Below are 18,699 nucleotides of genomic sequence, written 5' to 3' on the forward strand. Positions count from 1 at the left end.
GGTGCGACGCGTGATGTCTTTAAGTTTCACTCCGGCAAGCTTAGGCAGCACACGGCCCTTGCCATTTCTAGCTTCAACTATTCTTGGGTTGAGTGACTTTGTCCCCCGAAAAATATAGAAACCATGATGCCGTTCCACATTGGCAAAATATTCGAAATCAGGATAGCCCGCATCAGCCAGAAGCAGTGTATTTTTCATTCTAAAGGCCATGGGGAGATAGGTTCTTTCTGAAGCGGTATCAGCACTTATCGCCATTGCTGTGGGATTAAATGTGCGCAATGACATGGTCATATGGCACTCTATCGCAGCAGGATTACGCTTAAAGCGGCTTGGGTACACGTCAGCTAACGCCCTGTGAACATGAAAAGAACTGCCGTCCTGAAGCAAAATATCATCAAAGCCTGACAACTTCTTCGGAAGCGAAGCGCATTGTTGGCGAGCAAACTGAGCGATAGCCAGCTGAACCAGTTGCTTCATAAAATCAGCAAAGGCGGCTTTGCGGAGCTGATTATGAAAAGGTTTGTAAGCCACATTATCATTTTCTGTCAGACACATACCATTAAACTGGCGATGTAAGTCAGCAATGGCATGGCAGTTCCCTTTGCTCAACGCAGAGACCAAGCTCGGCACCAATAGTTCAGGTAATACAGCGCGATTTCGCTGTATAAACCCAGTACGCTTCGCCATTTTTTGAAGGATGTCTGCATTGAAGAATTGCATAAATTGCTTTTTTAAGGTGATAATTGTCATTGGCTTTATTTATTGGTCATGTTGATTTGTTTGGCGACAATTATCAGATCATAAATAAGGCCTTTTTTCTATCTAAAATATAGGTTTATTGCTAAAGATCCTGTCTATGAAGCCCTTTTAAACTCTCGCTGAGTCATTACTTATTTACACTAAATGGTATTGGATAATTAAAATTAACAAGCATAAAAAATGCCGGATGATTTCTCATTCGGCATTTTCGAATAAATATGATATTGAACGAACTTACTTCAACCAATGCTTCACTTTAGTTCGGTTATTATTGTCACGACTTTGTTTAATTAACTCATCATCCGCTTCAACTTGGGTCATTTTAGCAAGGCGATCATAAAGTAGTACATTGACTGATGCCGCTAAATTCATACAACCTACCGTCGGCACATAAACAACATCAGTCGCTGCATCAATTAATTGCTGCGGAATCGTGCCATCTTCTGGGCCGAAGATATAAAATGCATTATCGGGATGAGTAAATAATGGCAGCGGTGTCGCGCCAACCACCAAGTCAACACATACAATGGTTGCGCCTTGAGGCACGCTTTCAAGTAATGACTCAACCCCCACTAACGGAATACGTTTAGCTGCATCTTTAGTATCGACATCATATTGCGCATCACCAGACTTAGCAGCTAACTCGTAACGCTTGCCGGTATAACAGACACTGTCGACACCATAACAGCCTGCTGCCCGCATAATGCCGCCAACGTTAACCGGGGTTTTGGGGTTGACTAAACCAATAGTCACTTGCGAAGACGGATTTACCATAACACTGTTTATCTATTCCAAATTTATGCAGCTTGCGCGACGATACGTTGACGCAGTTGTTGCCAGGCAGCTTCTACTAGCGCGTAGTCATCTGCATTTAATTCTTTATCTGCTAATGCTAAACAGGTTAATATTTTTTGATCGAGAGCCGCTAAATCTTGCTCAGCTTCGACTTCTAACTCAGCTAACACAACAGCGATATGACCTTGTAAGTAACCACAAGCAAACAATGCATCATCGTCACTGTTATTTACGCTTTCTTCAATCCAAGATTCTAATGCTGCATCGTACTGTTCTAACATGGTTTAGTTCTCCACTAAATCTGGGTTGGCTACTTGATACATCACGTAATCGTGGTAGCCAGTGACTATTTTGTAATAGCCTGTGAGTGCTTTGTCTAATTCAGGGTCGCCACTATCCACAATTAATGGTCTACCTTCAAGTGCTTTAAGCTTAGTTTTTGTGGCTAGGATAAAAATATTGTCTTTTGGGATGCGTTTTATCAGCTCTGGTGACAATTGCTGATTGCCCCGCCCCAATATGTGCCCTTGCCCACCAATGAGAGTGATCACTAATTTAACCTTCTCAAGGGGGTAATTCTCAGTCAATTCGAGTAATTGATTGGCACTGACATCTTGAGCAATTAACGTTTTGTCTTGAATAACATCAACGCCGAGTAAAGTATTGTCTATCCCTAGATCTTCCATCACTGCGGCAACGGTACTGCCCGACCCCATAATGAATAATTCATCGTCCATTGATTCAATAATATCGGCAGCAATATCGGCTAACACTAACTCATCCACTTCTTTACCGCCCATTTTCACCGCTTGAATATATCGCGGCTCTGCTGGGACTGTCATTTCACCAAATCGTTTTGCTCTTACCGTTCCTTGTCTAAAGGCAACTTCATCTATGTCCATCACATCGGCCGGCATTAAACTGACAAGCTCACCTTGCAGTAACATACTCACCACCAGACCAGAAGCATGTGGCGTAATACCGTAAACGCCTGAGTGAATTTTAACGCCAGCAGGTACACCTAATACGGGCACCTTATCTTCAACAACTGCATAAATATCGCGCGCGGTGCCATCGCCGCCAGCAAACAGCAGTAAATCTAACTGTTGCTCGAGTAAACATGTCACAGCTTGTTGGGTATCTTGCGAGGAGGTGGTCGTTTCGCTGTAATAGACTTCATTGGTAGTAAAGCCCATTTGGCGACATAAATTTGCGCCCATGTCGCCCGAGGCGGTAATGATGTCAATGTTATCTGCAAAAGGTAATATTACTGCTAGCGCTTGCTGCATACGCATTTGAGCTTTAGGGACTGCGCCTTTAGCGATGGCTTCTAAAGCTACGCCGTCGGAGCCTTTTAATCCAACACTGCCACCTAATCCTGCTAACGGATTAATGATTACCCCTAAGCGAAAACGTTTCACGATAACTCCTTGCGACTCTTTTTAGATGTTAATCTTGTACTGTATTAGAAGTGGCTTCACCATTAATATTGGGGATCATCATTACCGCAATCATAGATAAAAACGCACAGCTAGCGGCAAAGACCCACACCCACATGGTTTGGCTACCATCGCCCCAAATAACACCGCTTATCCAGGTACCTAACGCACCGCCCACACCAAAACTCACGCTGGCATACAACGCCTGCCCTGTACTGCGATGACTAACATTAAAATGCCGATGAATAAAATGAATCGACGCGGCGTGCACTAAGCCAAAGGTAAATGCATGAAGGATTTGGCTGATGATCAACAGCAAAAGAGACTCAACGCCAAAAGCCAACAACAGCCAACGAACGGCCGTCAGTAACATACTCACCACCAGCAAAATACGAATACCATACCGGCGGATCAACCGAGATGAATAAAAGAAGATGATAATTTCGGCAAATACGCCAAGGGCAACCAGTATGCCTGCAACGGTTTCAGAATAACCAAATTGCTTTAAGTAGAGTACAAAGAAACCATAAAAAGGCCCGACACTCATCTGCAGCAACATTGCCGATAACATAAACCAAATAAGCGATGCGTCGAATGTTAATTTAGGTCGGTCTGCACGATTAACCACCACACTGCGGTTAGCTGGTAACGGTAATGAACAGGCAAATAAGCCAAGAAATAATATCATGCCCATATAAGGCAGCACTTCAGGGCCCCAATAATCAATGGCAAAACCGCCACTTATCACTAACACAATATAGCCGACACTGCCCCAGCTGCGAATAGCGCCGTAACGCTCAGCTTTGTCACCTAAGGTTTCTAAGGTAATCACTTCTAACTGTGCCAGAATTGAGTTCCAAAAAAAGGTGTAAATGGCCAAACTAACAGCGAGGTATAAAAAACTGCCGTCAAAGAAAAAGCTAATGTACGTTATTGCTGCGGCGAACGAACCAAGCTTGATCAGCTCGGCGCGCATCCCTGTTCGGTCTGCTACTGCCGCCCAAATGTTAGGCGCTACAATGCGCGTGGCCATTAAAATGGCCAGCAAAAATCCAATTTCTTGCGCATTGAAGCCTCGGCTATCAAAAAAGACCCCTAAATAGGGGACCATGATGCCGAGAATAGAAAAGAAAAAGAAATAGCAGGCGCCGAGCCAGCGTAAATCTGGTTCAGCGCGGTGACTTGAGGGCATTAACGCATTCCAATCTCTGGCGTATGACGAACAACATCTTGATTTTGCGCGCGGTGTCTTAATAAATGATCCATTAATACAATCGCTAACATGGCTTCTGCAATAGGTACTGCACGAATGCCCACACAAGGATCGTGTCGACCTTTGGTGATCATATCAACCGTATCACCCTGCACTGTCATGCTTTGACCCGGCACACTGATACTTGATGTTGGCTTTAACGCTATATGAGCCACAACGGGCTGGCCTGATGAAATACCGCCCAACACACCACCAGCATGATTAGATGCAAAACCCTCTGGTGACATTAAGTCGCGACCTTCAGAACCTTTTTGGGTAACCACACCAAAACCATCACCTATCTCGACACCTTTAACGGCATTAATGCCCATAAGCGCATGAGCAATATCAGCATCGAGTCGATCAAATACTGGCTCACCTAAACCCACTGGCACACCTTTGGCCGCTACCGTAATTTTAGCGCCAATTGAGTCACCCGATTTACGTAAACCACGCATGTACTCATCTAATGCTTCTAACTTAGTCGCATCAGGAAAGAAGAATGCATTTTGTTCGATTTGGGTTAAATCAACAGTATCGGCAGTAATAGGCCCTAGCTGAGCAAGGTAGCCATGAATTTCAATACCATGCACTTGCTTAAGGTATTTTTTAGCCACTGCGCCCGCAGCAACACGCATCGCAGTTTCGCGCGCAGATGAACGGCCACCACCACGGTAATCACGCATGCCGTATTTTTGCTGATATGTATAATCGGCATGGCCTGGGCGGAAAGTGTCTTTAATGTCTGAATAATCTTGGCTGCGTTGATCGGTATTTTCAATCAATAGACCAATCGAGGTACCTGTTGTTTTGCCTTCAAACACACCCGATAAAATTTTCACTTCATCGGCTTCACGTCTAGCGGTGGTGTAGCGCGATGTGCCTGGACGTCGTCTGTCTAAATCATGTTGCATATCTTCAACGGTTAATTCGAGCCCTGGTGGGCAACCATCAATAATACAACCCAAGGCGACACCATGGCTTTCACCAAAGGTTGTCACAACAAAGTTTTGACCAATACTGTTTCCTGACATGCGCGTTAACTACCTCTATATTTGATTCAATCAACTACCTGATGCTTACTCTCTATTATTCAACATCTTTGTATACAGAGAAAAGTGATTCATTTTCAACTAGCTGATCACGGGTTAATACAAACACACCGTCACCGCCAAATTCAAAATCTACCCAGGTGAATGGCACATCTGGGAATTGCTCCATTAAATGTACCATTGAGTTACCCACCTCAACCACTAACACCCCATTTTCAGTCAAGTAATCAGCAGCATTGGCTAAAATGCGCTTGGTTAAATCTAAACCATCGCGACCCGAGGCTAAACCAATGGCAGGCTCGTGGTGATACTCATCTGGCATGTCGCCAATATCTTCAGCATCCACATACGGCGGATTTGAAACGATTAAATCGTAATGCGGCCCTTTAGGAATAGCCGAGAATAAATCAGACTGGATGGGGAAAACACGCTCCATCACATCAAGTGACTCAATGTTAATTTGCGCCACTTCTAATGCATCTTCACTGATATCAAGCGCGTCCACTTCTGCATCTTCAAATGCATGAGCGCACGCAATCGCAATACAAGCGCTGCCGGTACATAAATCCATAATGCGGTGCACAGGCTTGTTGTATAACCACGGACTAAAGTGGTTATTAATCATTTCGGCAATCGGTGAGCGCGGCACTAACACACGCTCATCAACATAAAACTCAAGACCGGCAAAACGCGCTTTATTGGTTAAATACGGTACAGGTAAACGCTCACGTACACGACGAATGATTAACTCAACAATTTTGTGTTTTTCGCTGCTCGTCAGATTACTTAAAATAACTTGCTGACCGATTTCTTCGGGTAAGTGTAAAGCATGAAAAACCAATGCAATGGCTTCGTCCCAAGCATTATCAGTACCGTGACCATAATAAATATTGGCATCATTAAAACGGCTAACAGCCCAGCGCAACATATCACCTATAGTACGTAACTCAGTGACCGCTTCATCTACAAAGATCTTATCCAAAACACACTCCTAAAAAAATTGTTCTGCGCTATTGTAACTGATGTCTATTAAGATGACCTAGAATTCAATACAATACCGCCATGAAAGACGAAAATGACTCAGACACGTTGCTGTTTAACCAACTAATAGACGGTATCAAACCTCTCAAGCAAGATACCCATCATTTTAAACAGCCCGTCAAACCTAAAAAACAATTCGAATTTAAAGAGCGTCAAATCCACGTTGATAGCTATTTTTCGGATACTTATCAGCCGCTATTGCCGGTCGATGGGCCTATGCGTTGGATAAATGACAGTGCAGATAAGCTTGAGCTAAAACGCTTAAGACGTGGTGACTATTCGCCCGATTTGTTACTTGATTTACATGGTCTACGCCAATCTGAAGCCAAACTTGAACTGGCAGCACTGATTCAAGCTTGCGTTAAACAAAGCAGTATTTGTTGTTGTGTGATGCACGGTTTCGGTACGGGGATTTTAAAGCAACAACTGCCTTTGTGGTTAGCGCAGCACCCTAAGGTAAAAGCGTTTCATCAAGCGCCCAAAGAATGGGGTGGCGATGCGGCGTTACTGGTACTGATAGACATTGGCGAACAGCCTCATCGACGCTAGATGTCGATAACCTTTGCTAAATCACACCACAACATGTGTCAACACGACATACCAGTCGCTAAGGTAAGTGATGACTTACCTTAGGTATTGGAATTAACGCTCAGACAAATAAAATTAATCAAGACACTACTTGATGTGGTGCCGTCATGGCAACAAAGCTGCATTGCTGCATGTGTTTATCGATTTGAGCAATCGCAGAAGTGGCAAATAATGGCGGTTCAATGCCTGCCACCAACTCACTAACCATAAAGCCTAGAATAGGCATGTGAGCAATCACTAACACATGGTCTGCTTTGTATTGCTCTGCGTAAGCCAGCACAACATCTGTAGCTCTTTTTGCATCACCTGAGGGAGTAACATCATCGAGCACAACAAGCTTGCGGGGTTCAGGTAAATGTTTACTGACTTCTTGCCACGTTTGCTGGGCACGCAAATAGGGGCTTACAATCACTAAATCAAAGTGGCTAATATTTTTTACTAACCAATTAGCCATATATCCACTATGAATTCGGCCAATTTCAGTTAACTTACGCTCTCTGTCTGACGGTGCATCAAAACTTGCTTCGCCATGTCGCATCAAAAATAGTTGCATACTTCTCTCTGGATGTTTTTATTATCATTCTGCGTTAATTGTAGCGCTAAATAACGTTACAACATACCCTACTATCGCCGATATTTAGCTAAACTTTAGTCGATAAAAGCATAAAACATGCCTTGGCTATTTGCTAAAAGCCCATAAGAAGATCACTATATAACAAGTTATGTTTTCTGGAGCCTCCTTTTGCCTGATTATCCAGCAGTTTATAAAAGCCAAAATGACCATCGTCAATATCAATATCGAGTGCTAAGCAATCAATTACGAGTACTTTTGGTTGAAGATATGCAATCAAACCAAGCTGCAGCATCAATGGCAGTCAGCGTTGGTCATTTTGACGATCCCGTTGATCGCCCAGGTATGGCTCATTTTCTTGAGCACATGTTGTTTTTAGGTACTGAAAAATACCCAGATTCAGGTGAGTACCATGCTTATATTAATCAACATGGCGGCAATAACAATGCATGGACAGGCACAGAACAAACTAACTTTTTTTACAGTATTAATGCCGATGCTTTAGAAGGTTCTTTAGACCGATTTAGTCAATTTTTTATCGCACCTAAATTTGATTTAGACCTGGTTGACCGTGAAAGACACGCTATTGAATCTGAATTTAGTTTAAAACTTAAAGATGATATTCGCCGGGTTTATCAAGTTCAAAAAGAAACGGTTAATCCAAAACATCCATTTTCGAAATTTTCAGTCGGTAATTTAACCACTTTAGCGGGTAAACAGGCAGACATTCGCCAAGAGCTATTGGCATTTTACCAGCAGCATTACAGTGCCAACATTATGACCTTATGTGTTGTTGCACCCAGGACAATTGCCGAATTAGAAGTCATTGTTAACCAATACTTTTCAACAATCGAAAACAGAAATGTAAGTAAACACTATCCGGTAGAAGCACTACTAAACAAAGAGCAACAACAAAAACACATTCAAATTGTACCGCTGAAAGATCAAAAACGGGTCAGCATCTGTTTTACCCTTCCTGAAATAGATCAGTTTTACAAACGTAAACCACTGACATTTATTAGCCACCTGCTGGGCAATGAAAGTCCTGGCAGTCTGTTGTCGTATTTAAAGTTACAAGGACTGGCCAATAATTTATCTGCAGGTGGCGGGGTTAATGGTTACAACTTTAAAGATTACTCAATCAGTATTCAACTCACAGACAAAGGCTATGCGGAATTAGAAGAAGTCGTCACCTGCGTGTTTGAATATATCGAGCTTATCAAACAGCATGGCCTGTCATCATGGCGCTACCAAGAGCGAGCAAGCTTGCTAGACACCGCATTTCGATTCCAGGAACAAATCAAAACGCTTGATTTAGCCAGTCACCTCAGCATCAACATGCATCATTACGACATCGAGGACATTATTTACGGTGATTATCGCATGGATGAAATGCTTGAGCATGAAACCAAGCAGCTTTTATCGATGATGTCTGCAGATAACATGCGCTTGATGACCGTAGCCAAAGAATCACAAGTAGAAAAACAAGCCGCATGGTATGACACGCCTTACCAAGTCAGCTCAATCGCGGCTGAGCAACTTGAGAAATGGGCGTCCGTATCCACAAGACCGGCACTCAAGTTACCAGAAAAAAATCCGTTTATTGTCGCTAATCCTCAAGCTCGCTCAGACAAAAGCAATACGAAGGTTCCTAAAATTGTTGCCGAAGGCGAAGGCTACAGGATATGGCACAAAAAAGACGATGAATTTAATGTGCCAAAAGGCCATCTGTATCTATCACTGGACTCTGATCAAGCCAGCTCAACACCTAGACAGGCAGCATTAACACGTCTTTATGTTGAAATGCTCATCGATTACCTCACAGAGCCAACCTATCAGGCAGAAGTAGCAGGGTTAAATTATAACATTTACCCACATCAAGGTGGAATAACCTTGCACCTTACTGGCTTTACGGGCAATCAAGAAAAGCTGTTAACTTTGATTATTAATAAAGCGCGTGAACGTAATTTTACCGAACAGCGCTTTAACATGATCAAAAAACAAATTCTGCGCAGCTGGAATAACGTCGCTCAGGCTAAACCAATATCGCAATTATTTACCAGCTTAACGGTCACCCTGCAAAAGAGAAGTTTTGAACCCGCAAGAATGGCTGAAGAATTAGCAGCGCTAACCTTAGAAGACTTGCATAATCATGTCAGTGCGTTCTACAAAAAAGTTTATCTTGAGGGGCTGGTTTATGGAGATTGGTTAGAACAAGAGACCCAAAATTTAGGCAAACGATTACAACACTTGCTGTCGTTAGTCACCAAGCCAAGCGCTGAATCCTCAAGAGAGTTAGTCAATCTAGATAAAAGAGGCTCACTACTGCGTGAAAAAAGCATTGCCCATCAAGACAGTGCCATCATTGTGTATTATCAATCACGAGCGGCCACACCAGAACGCATGGCACTGTTTAGCTTGTTAAATCACACCATGTCTTCGACCTTCTTTCACGAGTTACGCACTAAGCAACAACTCGGCTATATGGTGGGCACGGGTTATTTACCGTTAAATCGACACCCTGGGATTATCTTTTATGTGCAATCCCCTACAACTGGACCTAGGCAGCTCCTAGAAGCCATTGATGAGTTTATCGCTGACTTTAACTATGCTGTGATGCAAATCACCAATGAGCAGTGGGAAAGTACCAAGCAAGGCATGATTAGCCAAATAATGGAAAATGACACTAACTTAAAAACCCGCAGCCAACGTTACTGGGTAAGCTTAGGAAACCGAGATTATCAATTTAACCAACGTGAAACCGTGGTTGCTGAAGTGATGAAACTCACCAGAGCAGATTTAATTAAATTTATGGTGACTCATATGCGCAGTAAAGACTGTGACCGCTTAGTGTTATTCAGTTGTGGTGAGCAACATCACAGCCAGGCTAGCCTCCGCTCTGATAACATGATTGTCGAATTAAAAGCCTTTAAGCAACAAGCCGATAAATTTCAATTTTAATCAGTACGCTGATTGTGTATGCGCTCAACGTTAACATGTTAATGATGGCTTGTTTCAACACGAGATGAAGATCTGGCGTTGAAGTAAGTTTGAGTGTAAAGAATGTAAACACCATTTACTGAATCACGTGCCGTATAAAACTTTAGTATGACTTAAGTTATTGATAGAAAACTAACTCTACCTCATCTTTTTTAGATTAATTGCTCAATAATCTACCAATCTCGTTTTTTTTGTTAACATGCTTTTGACAAAGACGCAGGTTTCTGAAAAAGTAGACAATTCTTCTATTTATTGCGGCATCGACTGAGAACAAAAATAACAATTATGCCTAAAATCTTACTATTTATCTGTGTCTATACCAGTTTACTGTTTTGTTCATTAGCACATGCCTTTGATGACAACAGTACAGAATCAAACTTCAATGTTTTGCTGAACCATGTAAACTATGGGATTACAGAAGGTTTATCTCAAGATACCGTGACAGCTATTGTTGAAGATAAGGAAGGATATGTTTGGATAGGTACCATTAACGGTCTAAACCGTTTTGATGGTAATGAATTTAAGCAATTTTATGCTGGAGATGATGAAAAATCATTACCCAGCTCCTTTATTCGCAATCTTTTAATTAAAGATAATGAGACATTATTGGTCGGTACAGATAAAGGTTTAGTTGAGTTTGATAGAGAAACCGAATCATTCATAAAAAATAACATATCATCACAAATTGGCGAACAAGCCATATGGTCTTTATCTAAACAAGGCAATGAAGTTTTTATTGGATTAAATAACTCTCTAATTATTTATAATAAACATAGCTCTGAAACAATAAAATTCGATAATAATATTGGCGAATTAAAAAGTGTAATCAAATTAAAAAGTGTGATCTTTCTTAGGAATTACGATGGTGATGTATTTAGAGTCGATGGTAAGTTGACAACCAAGATATTCGAAAAGTCCAATGAAATATCACTTTTAAACAACAGCATTTTAATAACAGATAATGATGGGATATACTCTTTCGATGGCACGTTACAAAAAATATCAGATATAAAACTTACAACAATTGAGATTAACAACAGTGAAAGTAAAAATAGTTTATTTGGTATTAGCAGTAACAATCTGTACCAAATAACGCTAGAAAATAATTTACTAACAACAAATAAGACAGGTTCTCTAGATATAAAAAAAGAGAGGTTAAACAAAGCGTTTGTTGTATCAGGAACTGATATCTACATATCTAATTACATCGATGGAATATTTAAAATATCAGAAAAAAACAACTATATAAAAAGAATTAATACTGAAGAAAAAAACATTTGGTCTATTATATATAACAAAAACATAATCACATCAATCAACAATGAAAGTGATACATTTAATTACAATGAAGATTTCTCTGTCTCTAGTATTGAAAAAACAAAATTACATCATGGGCCTAAATCCATAGTATATATTAATAAAAAAAAGTTAATTGGCTCTAGTGAAGGATTATTATTAATTGAAGATGGAATAACTAGAAAACTAACTAATAAAATAATTTTCAATATTAAAAAGTTTGATACAAAGGTTTTAGCTTCGACATTTGATGGGTATATATATACTATTGATGAAGATGGAAAGATAATTGAAGAGTTAAACACCAATACAGGTTACCCAATATACGATACTTTACTTATAAAAAACACTTTGTGGTTTGCCTCTCAAAGTGGTTTATTTCGCTATAGTGGAAGAGTCCTTAAACAAATATATAATCAAGACTTTGTATTCAACCTTACTGAAAACAATGGCATTATCTACTTTGGCACGAGAAATGGGATAAACTATTTAAAAGATGAAAAAGTAAATTCTTTTATAAATAGAAAAAAAATAATTTACTCCATTACTAGTATAGGCGACACTATTACCGCAGCATCGAATAGAGAGGTAATAATCGCAAACACTAAAACAAATAACAAATATATATTAACAACTAACAATGGCTCTTTTAAAGATTATAACTCACAGGCAGCCGCTACAATTAATAACAAAGTTTTATTAGGTAGTTCACAAGGTTTAAGCTTAATTGATCCTATAGATATCATTTCCAAAATAAATTCCAGTAAGAAAAGTACACTTTCATTCGATGAACTACTTCTTTTTAATTCACCGGTAAAAGTAGGTAGTTCAAAGCTACCGAAAAACTTAAATACCCTCGAGTCAATAAGGCTGAAGTACTCAGAATACCCTTTCACCATTAAGTTCAATATGTTAGGTGAGAAAAATGATGATTATGATTTCTTTTATTACTTAGAAGACTTAGAGACAAATTGGTTGTCTACTAATGGAAGTAATAGTGTTACTTACACAAATCTTTCGGCAGACAAATATACTTTCAAAATTTATGCAGAAAATAGATTAAATGGAAATAAAACAATAATTAAAGAACTTAAAATCATTATAACTCCTCCATGGTGGTTATCTAATGTAGCGTTGGGGATTTACACTATTATTGTACTGATTATTATACTACTTACTATTCGAGCCATTAATAAACGCCGACAAACACAGAAACAAATCGCCTTGAGTGAAGAACGATTAAAGTTATCCCTGTGGGGCAGTGGCGATGAAATGTGGGATTGGGATATTGAAAGCGGTAAAATTTATCGCTCAAACATATGGGGCTCACTGGACTTCCCTCAGGATGGTCGACGTTCTGGGAAGCCAGATGAAGAAAGTAATATCCATCCACTCGATAGAGAGCGCGTATCCAAGGCCTTAAATGATCATTTTAATGCCCTAACAGATCATTTCGAAATCGCTTATCGCGTTAAAGCGCGTAATCAGCAATGGGTATGGATTTTAGACCGCGCAAAAATTGTAGAACGCGACCAAAAAGATCAGCCATTACGAATGACTGGTACGATTAAAGACATTAATAATATTAAGCAAGCTGAGGAGCAATTGCGACTATTTGCTCGCGCCATTGAGAATATTTCAGAAGGAATGTTCATCCTCAACGAAAAATACCAATTTGTTGAAGTCAATGATGCTTGCTGTGAGCTCACGGCCTCAAGCCAAACAAAATACCTTAACGAAACACTCAGTTTTAATCGTTATCCAGACAGTTATTCTGAACAAATTCGCACTATATTAAAACAACAGGGCCGTTGGAGTGGTGAAATTGAAGCTTGTAAAGGTACTGATGATTATTTCTTAATGGAGCTCACTATTGATGCCATTTACAACGAACAAGGCGAAACCAGTCATTATGTGGGCGTGTTCTCAGACATTACCCGCCGTAAGCAACAAGAAGAAGAACTTAGAAAACTAACCAACAATGATTTATTAACAGGCTTACCTAATCGCTCAAGCTTACAGGTGACCTTAAGCAATCTGGTTAAAAAAGACATTCACCATACTCTTATGGTACTGGATTTAGACAATTTTAAACGCATTAATGACTCCTTAGGCCATCAAATAGGTGATGATTTATTGATTGGCGTTGCTGAACGAATCAAACTCGCGATTCCAGGGCATGCCGGTCTTTATCGATTGGGGGGGGATGAATTCGCCCTGTTGATTGATCAGCATCCTGATATTGGTTCATGTGCCGCTATCGCCACCCAAGTGATTAATTGCTTAAAACCTGCTTTTAATCTAAACAACGAATCTCTCGTATTGGGGATCAGTATTGGCATAGTGCTATACCCTGAAGATGAGCAAAATGAGCAAGCCTTACTGCGAAAGGCTGATATCGCGATGTACCATGCTAAGTCTGCCGGTGGAAATCGTTATCAATTCTACTCAGAATCACTAAACCAAAATGCGTTGCGCCAATTAGAAATAGAAAACCTCATTAGAGAAGCGTTAAAAGATGACTTATTTGAAGTTTACTATCAGCCTAAAATTGACGTTAAAAAAGATCGCCTCACCGGCATGGAAGCACTTGTTCGTTTAAACCATCCAACATTAGGCTTGATTGGTCCCAATGAATTTATACCTTTAGCAGAAGAAAATGGCCTTATTGTAGAAATTGGTGACGTGGTATTACGCAAAGCCTGTTTTGCCGCACAGAAATGGTTGGAGTCTGGATTGTTTTCGGGTCGTGTGGCTGTCAATTTATCGTCAAAACAGTTTGCACTCATAGACTTGCAACAACGCATAGAGTCAATTTTACGACTCACAAAATTACCTGCAAAACATTTAGAGCTAGAAATCACCGAAGGCACTGTGATCAAAAACCCAGAACAAGCCATTAAAGTGATGCAACAACTGGCTAAAATGGGTGTAAGCCTGGCACTTGATGATTTTGGCACAGGTTACTCGTCTTTATCGTATTTGAAACGCTTCCCAATTAATTGTTTGAAAATCGATAAAACCTTTGTTGATGATATCGACAAATCTGATCGCGACCTGAAAATGGTCGATTCAATTATTACCATTGCTCACAATATGGGCTTAACGGTTGTTGGTGAAGGCGTTGAGCAAACTGCGCAACTCAACATACTAAAGGCCTTGAATTGTGAAGAAATTCAAGGGTATATCTATAGCAAACCGATTACAGAAACAGACTTCGAGATGATGCTCACAGCAGACAAACTCAAGTTTGATTCGCTTGAACAGACAATAATGAAAAAATAAATCATTCTCTTTAAGATTTGGCATGGTAAATGCTATTACAAGCTCAGTTGTCAAAATAATATTGTTATTTAACCCTGAGCTTGAATTATAAAAGAGAGAATAAAAATGTTTAAAGGAATAATTACACTAGCGGTTTTATCGGCTTTATCTGTTGGAAGTTTCGCAATGGTAGATGATCAAAGTACAGCTAAAATCCCTGGACTGAAAGTCCTAGACACCCAAACAGCTAAAATCCCTGGCCTTAAAGTCCTAGACACACAAACCGCTAAAATCCCTGGCCTGAAAGTTCTAGACACACAAACCGCTAAAATCCCTGGCCTGAAAGTTCTAGACACACAAACCGCTAAAATCCCTGGCCTTAAAGTCCTAGACACACAAACAGCTAAAATCCCTGGACTGAAAGTCCTAGACACACAAACAGCTAAAATCCCTGGCCTTAAAGTCCTAGACACTCAAACAGCTAAAATCCCTGGCCTTAAAGTCCTAGAAACACAAACAGCTAAAATCCCTGGCCTTAAAGTCCTAGAAACACAAACAGCTAAAATCCCTGGTCTTAAAGTCCTAGAAACACAAACAGCTAAAATCCCTGGCCTTAAAGTCCTAGAAACTCAAACAGCTAAAATCCCTGGCCTTAAAGTTCTAGACACTCAAACAGCTAAAATCCCTGGCCTTAAAGTCCTAGACACTCAAACAGCTAAAATCCCTGGACTTAAAGTTCTAGACACTCAAACAGCTTAAGGAGAGTATGATGTTTACTTCTCTAAAAATTGCCCTAGGTTTAGCCAAACCCGCTCGTAAAAAGGTAAAACTACCTGAAGGCTTGAACCATTTAGAAGTTATCCAAGCCAAAGCTTGGTGGAAATAAACTTCTCAATACCAAAAAAGGAGCCGAGGCTCCTTTTTTGTTGTGTCTATGCTACTAAATCATTGCCACTAAACTCACTAACACTTTATCCGGTAACCACCATATCGAGCCAACTTTACATCAGCCAGACGCTTATGTGCACTAAATAAGGGGTATGTAAACGGACCGAGTAACAGTGCTAGGCAAGCCCATCTTTTTACCGCTAACCCTTGCTTATAAGCCGCTAATGCAAATGCGATACAACTACTTGCACTCGATAATACAAGAATAACCAACAAACTCAACGGCATACCACTTAACCTCAACTGTCAAAAAAATATCGTCCTTTGGACGTACATCAAACAAGCTATCAAACTTCAGGGCTATTGAATTTATTCATTATGCACTCAAGCCCTCGAAGCAAAGCTGTCACATTAGACTAAAGCGTGAGCACTATACCCTAAACGATGACATTATTCGATTAAAAATCAGGCAAAGGTATGCCATACGATAACAAATAAGCGGCGAATCATTGCCGCTTATTTGTACGTATTGGTATGACTCCGTCAAAAGGTTGATTTAGCCGCTATCTATTTTGACAAAAAAACCGCTCATAGTGAGCGGTTTTGATTAACAACAATCACCAATTAACTGTTATAGAACTGGCTACCTTCATTTGCCATTTTGACCAGCGTATCACACGGCGCAAAACGCTCTCCGTAAAGAGACTGATAACCATGTAATGTGTCGACCAGGTTCTTAGCACCTAATGTGTCGATATAACGGAACGGTCCACCTAAGAATGGTGGGAATCCAATACCAAAGATTGCCCCAATGTCACCGTCTCTTGCAGAAGCAATAATACCCTCTTCTAAACAACGAACCGCTTCGTTTAGCATTTGGATAGTACAACGTTCAGCGACATCTTTCGCTTCTTTATCTGAGGCAATTAAGATATCGAGCACTTTGTAAACTGACTCATCTACCAGTTTTGCTTTTTTGGCTTTAGGTCCATATTGATAGAAACCTTTACCATTTTTGCGCCCCTTACGATCGTCAGCCAATAATTTATCAAACGCAGCTGGTGCTTTGAATCGCTCACCGAGCTCTTTCTCCAAAATAGGCGAAATCTTAGCGCCAACGTCGATGCCTACTTCATCAAGTAATGTCATCGGGCCGACTGGGAAACCAAACTTCACTAAAGCACGATCTAAATGCTCAACGCGCTGACCTTCTAGCAACAGTTGAGCGGCTTCGTTCATATACAAGGCTAAAATACGGTTTACATAAAAACCGGCACCGTCTTGAACAACAATCGGCGTTTTACCTTGCTTACGTGCAAAAGCCACTGTCGTCGCAATAGTTTCTGGTGACGTGGTTTTATGGGCAATGACTTCCACTAACGGCATTTTTTCTACCGGAGAGAAGTAATGCAAACCAATCACATTTTCAGGGCGACTTGCAGCCGCAGCAATTTGACCAATAGGTAATGACGAGGTGTTTGATGCAAAAATAGTATGCTCACCACATTCACGCTCTACATCTTTCACCATTTGATGCTTAAGCGCTAAATCTTCAAAAACCGCTTCAACAACAATATCAGCATCTTTGATACCGGTGTATTCTGTGGTTGTAGTCATCAACGACATAATATTGTCACGGGCAATTGGCGTCATATGACGACGTTTAACGCCTTTATCCAATAATTTATAAGCATACGATAATGCGTTGCTTAAGCCCTGCTCTGAAATATCTTTAACGCGAGCAGGAATTTTCGCTTTGGTCGTGGTAACAGAGGCAATACCACCGCCCATTAAGCCGCCGCCTAATACCATCACTTTTTTAACTTTACGCGGTACAGCACCTTCAGCGCCAGTTTCTTTCTTCATTTCTGTGGTAGCAAAAAACAAGCTACGTAGTGCTGCAGATTCTTTTGACATCACTAAATTAGCAAAATGAGTCGCTTCAACCTCAAGACCTTGCACCATGCCTTTGTTCATACCTTGACGCACACAATCAATAATCTTCGCAGGCGCAGGGTAATTACCCTGGGTTTTCTTCATCACTTGTTTGCGAGCTTGATCAAACATAATGTCGCGGGTAAACGAACTAGACTCTAAAAACTGGTTAATTTTAGATTGTTTTACAGGCTTAGCCGCTTGTTTACCTTTTTTAGCAAGCTCTACTGCGGTTTCAACCAAAATTGAATTGGGCACAACATCATTCACTAAACCCATTTTTAACGCTTGTTTAGGACGAATTTGTTTGCCTGTCAGCATCATATCTAATGCAGTCGCAATACCGACTAATCGTGGCAAACGCTGTGTTCCACCGCCACCAGGCAATAAACCCAGTTGCACTTCTGGCACACCTAGCATGGTTTTTTTATCGTCACTACATACTCGTAAATGACACGCTAAGGCTAACTCTAAACCGCCACCTAAACACGCACCATTAATGGCGGCAACAACAGGAATAGACAACCCTTCAAGCTCAGAAAAAACCACATGACCTTGTTGAGACAAGGCTTTCGCGTCGGCCTCACTCTTACAGGCTGCTAGCATAGTGATATCAGCGCCGGCAACGAACGAATCAGCCTTACCTGAATTCACCACCAAACCTTTAATGCTACTGTCAGCTTTGATTTCAGCCAGTATTTCGGTGATTTCAGGCCCAAATTGTTCTTTTAAGGTGTTCATGGTTTCACCAGGAACATCCATAGTTAAAATGGCAATACCATCTTCACGACGCGCTAAATTAAATGTCTTTTCCATGCT

The 18,699-nt window shown here is 40.7% G+C and carries 13 protein-coding genes; 4 read left to right on the forward strand and 9 right to left on the reverse strand.

The window, feature by feature from the left end; all coding sequences use genetic code 11:
• From GQA99_RS16035 to prmB, 7 genes are all read right to left on the reverse strand, one after another.
• The coding region (locus tag GQA99_RS16035; protein WP_160055557.1) for an IS4 family transposase at nucleotides 1–750 on the reverse strand (750 nt) is incomplete at its 3' end.
• 243 nt (nucleotides 751–993) lie between these two features.
• Nucleotides 994–1,533: an RNA methyltransferase gene (locus tag GQA99_RS16040; RefSeq protein ID WP_160055559.1), complete on the reverse strand. Its 540-nt coding sequence runs from the start codon at nucleotides 1,531–1,533 to the stop codon at nucleotides 994–996.
• A gap of 23 nt (nucleotides 1,534–1,556) precedes the next feature.
• Nucleotides 1,557–1,835 (reverse strand): YfcL family protein, encoded by a 279-nt coding sequence (locus tag GQA99_RS16045; RefSeq protein ID WP_160055561.1) that lies wholly within the window; start codon nucleotides 1,833–1,835, stop codon nucleotides 1,557–1,559.
• A gap of 3 nt (nucleotides 1,836–1,838) precedes the next feature.
• On the reverse strand, nucleotides 1,839–2,975 hold the full coding sequence (locus tag GQA99_RS16050; protein WP_160055563.1) for an ATP-NAD kinase family protein: 1,137 nt from the start codon (nucleotides 2,973–2,975) through the stop codon (nucleotides 1,839–1,841).
• A 28-nt stretch (nucleotides 2,976–3,003) separates the two neighbouring features.
• Nucleotides 3,004–4,185 (reverse strand): MFS transporter, encoded by a 1,182-nt coding sequence (locus GQA99_RS16055; protein WP_160055565.1) that lies wholly within the window; start codon nucleotides 4,183–4,185, stop codon nucleotides 3,004–3,006.
• On the reverse strand, nucleotides 4,185–5,279 hold the full coding sequence (aroC, locus tag GQA99_RS16060; RefSeq protein ID WP_160055567.1) for a chorismate synthase: 1,095 nt from the start codon (nucleotides 5,277–5,279) through the stop codon (nucleotides 4,185–4,187). The genes GQA99_RS16055 and aroC overlap by 1 nt, the downstream gene beginning before the upstream one ends.
• A 55-nt stretch (nucleotides 5,280–5,334) precedes the next feature.
• Entirely contained in the window at nucleotides 5,335–6,279 is a 945-nt protein-coding gene (gene prmB, locus GQA99_RS16065) for a 50S ribosomal protein L3 N(5)-glutamine methyltransferase (RefSeq protein ID WP_160055569.1), read from the reverse strand.
• An 80-nt stretch (nucleotides 6,280–6,359) separates the two neighbouring features.
• Here prmB and smrB point away from each other — a divergent pair, with 80 nt between their 5' ends.
• The gene (smrB, locus tag GQA99_RS16070; protein ID WP_160055571.1) at nucleotides 6,360–6,887 is read left to right on the forward strand and encodes an endonuclease SmrB; all 528 of its coding nucleotides are present in this window, start codon (nucleotides 6,360–6,362) and stop codon (nucleotides 6,885–6,887) included.
• A 118-nt stretch (nucleotides 6,888–7,005) separates the two neighbouring features.
• On the opposite strand, the gene sixA is transcribed toward smrB, so the two are convergent.
• Nucleotides 7,006–7,479, reverse strand: a complete 474-nt coding sequence (gene sixA / locus GQA99_RS16075) for a phosphohistidine phosphatase SixA (protein ID WP_160055573.1) — start codon at nucleotides 7,477–7,479, stop codon at nucleotides 7,006–7,008.
• A 189-nt stretch (nucleotides 7,480–7,668) separates the two neighbouring features.
• Here sixA and GQA99_RS16080 point away from each other — a divergent pair, with 189 nt between their 5' ends.
• The 3 genes from GQA99_RS16080 (at nucleotide 7,669) to GQA99_RS16090 (ending at nucleotide 15,816) form a co-directional block, all read left to right on the forward strand.
• On the forward strand, nucleotides 7,669–10,458 hold the full coding sequence (locus GQA99_RS16080) for an insulinase family protein (RefSeq protein ID WP_160055575.1): 2,790 nt from the start codon (nucleotides 7,669–7,671) through the stop codon (nucleotides 10,456–10,458).
• 321 nt (nucleotides 10,459–10,779) lie between these two features.
• A complete protein-coding gene (locus GQA99_RS16085) occupies nucleotides 10,780–15,078 on the forward strand; it encodes an EAL domain-containing protein (RefSeq protein ID WP_439144429.1) in 4,299 nt (1,432 codons plus the stop codon).
• A gap of 165 nt (nucleotides 15,079–15,243) precedes the next feature.
• Entirely contained in the window at nucleotides 15,244–15,816 is a 573-nt protein-coding gene (locus GQA99_RS16090) for a hypothetical protein (RefSeq protein ID WP_160055579.1), read from the forward strand.
• Between the two features lie 753 nt (nucleotides 15,817–16,569).
• Here the strand turns inward: GQA99_RS16090 and fadJ are convergent.
• Nucleotides 16,570–18,696: a fatty acid oxidation complex subunit alpha FadJ gene (gene fadJ, locus GQA99_RS16100; RefSeq protein ID WP_160055580.1), complete on the reverse strand. Its 2,127-nt coding sequence runs from the start codon at nucleotides 18,694–18,696 to the stop codon at nucleotides 16,570–16,572.
• Between the last annotated feature and the right edge of the window lie 3 nt (nucleotides 18,697–18,699).

The organism is Shewanella litoralis, assembly GCF_009828585.1.
Taxonomy (GTDB): domain Bacteria; phylum Pseudomonadota; class Gammaproteobacteria; order Enterobacterales; family Shewanellaceae; genus Shewanella; species Shewanella litoralis.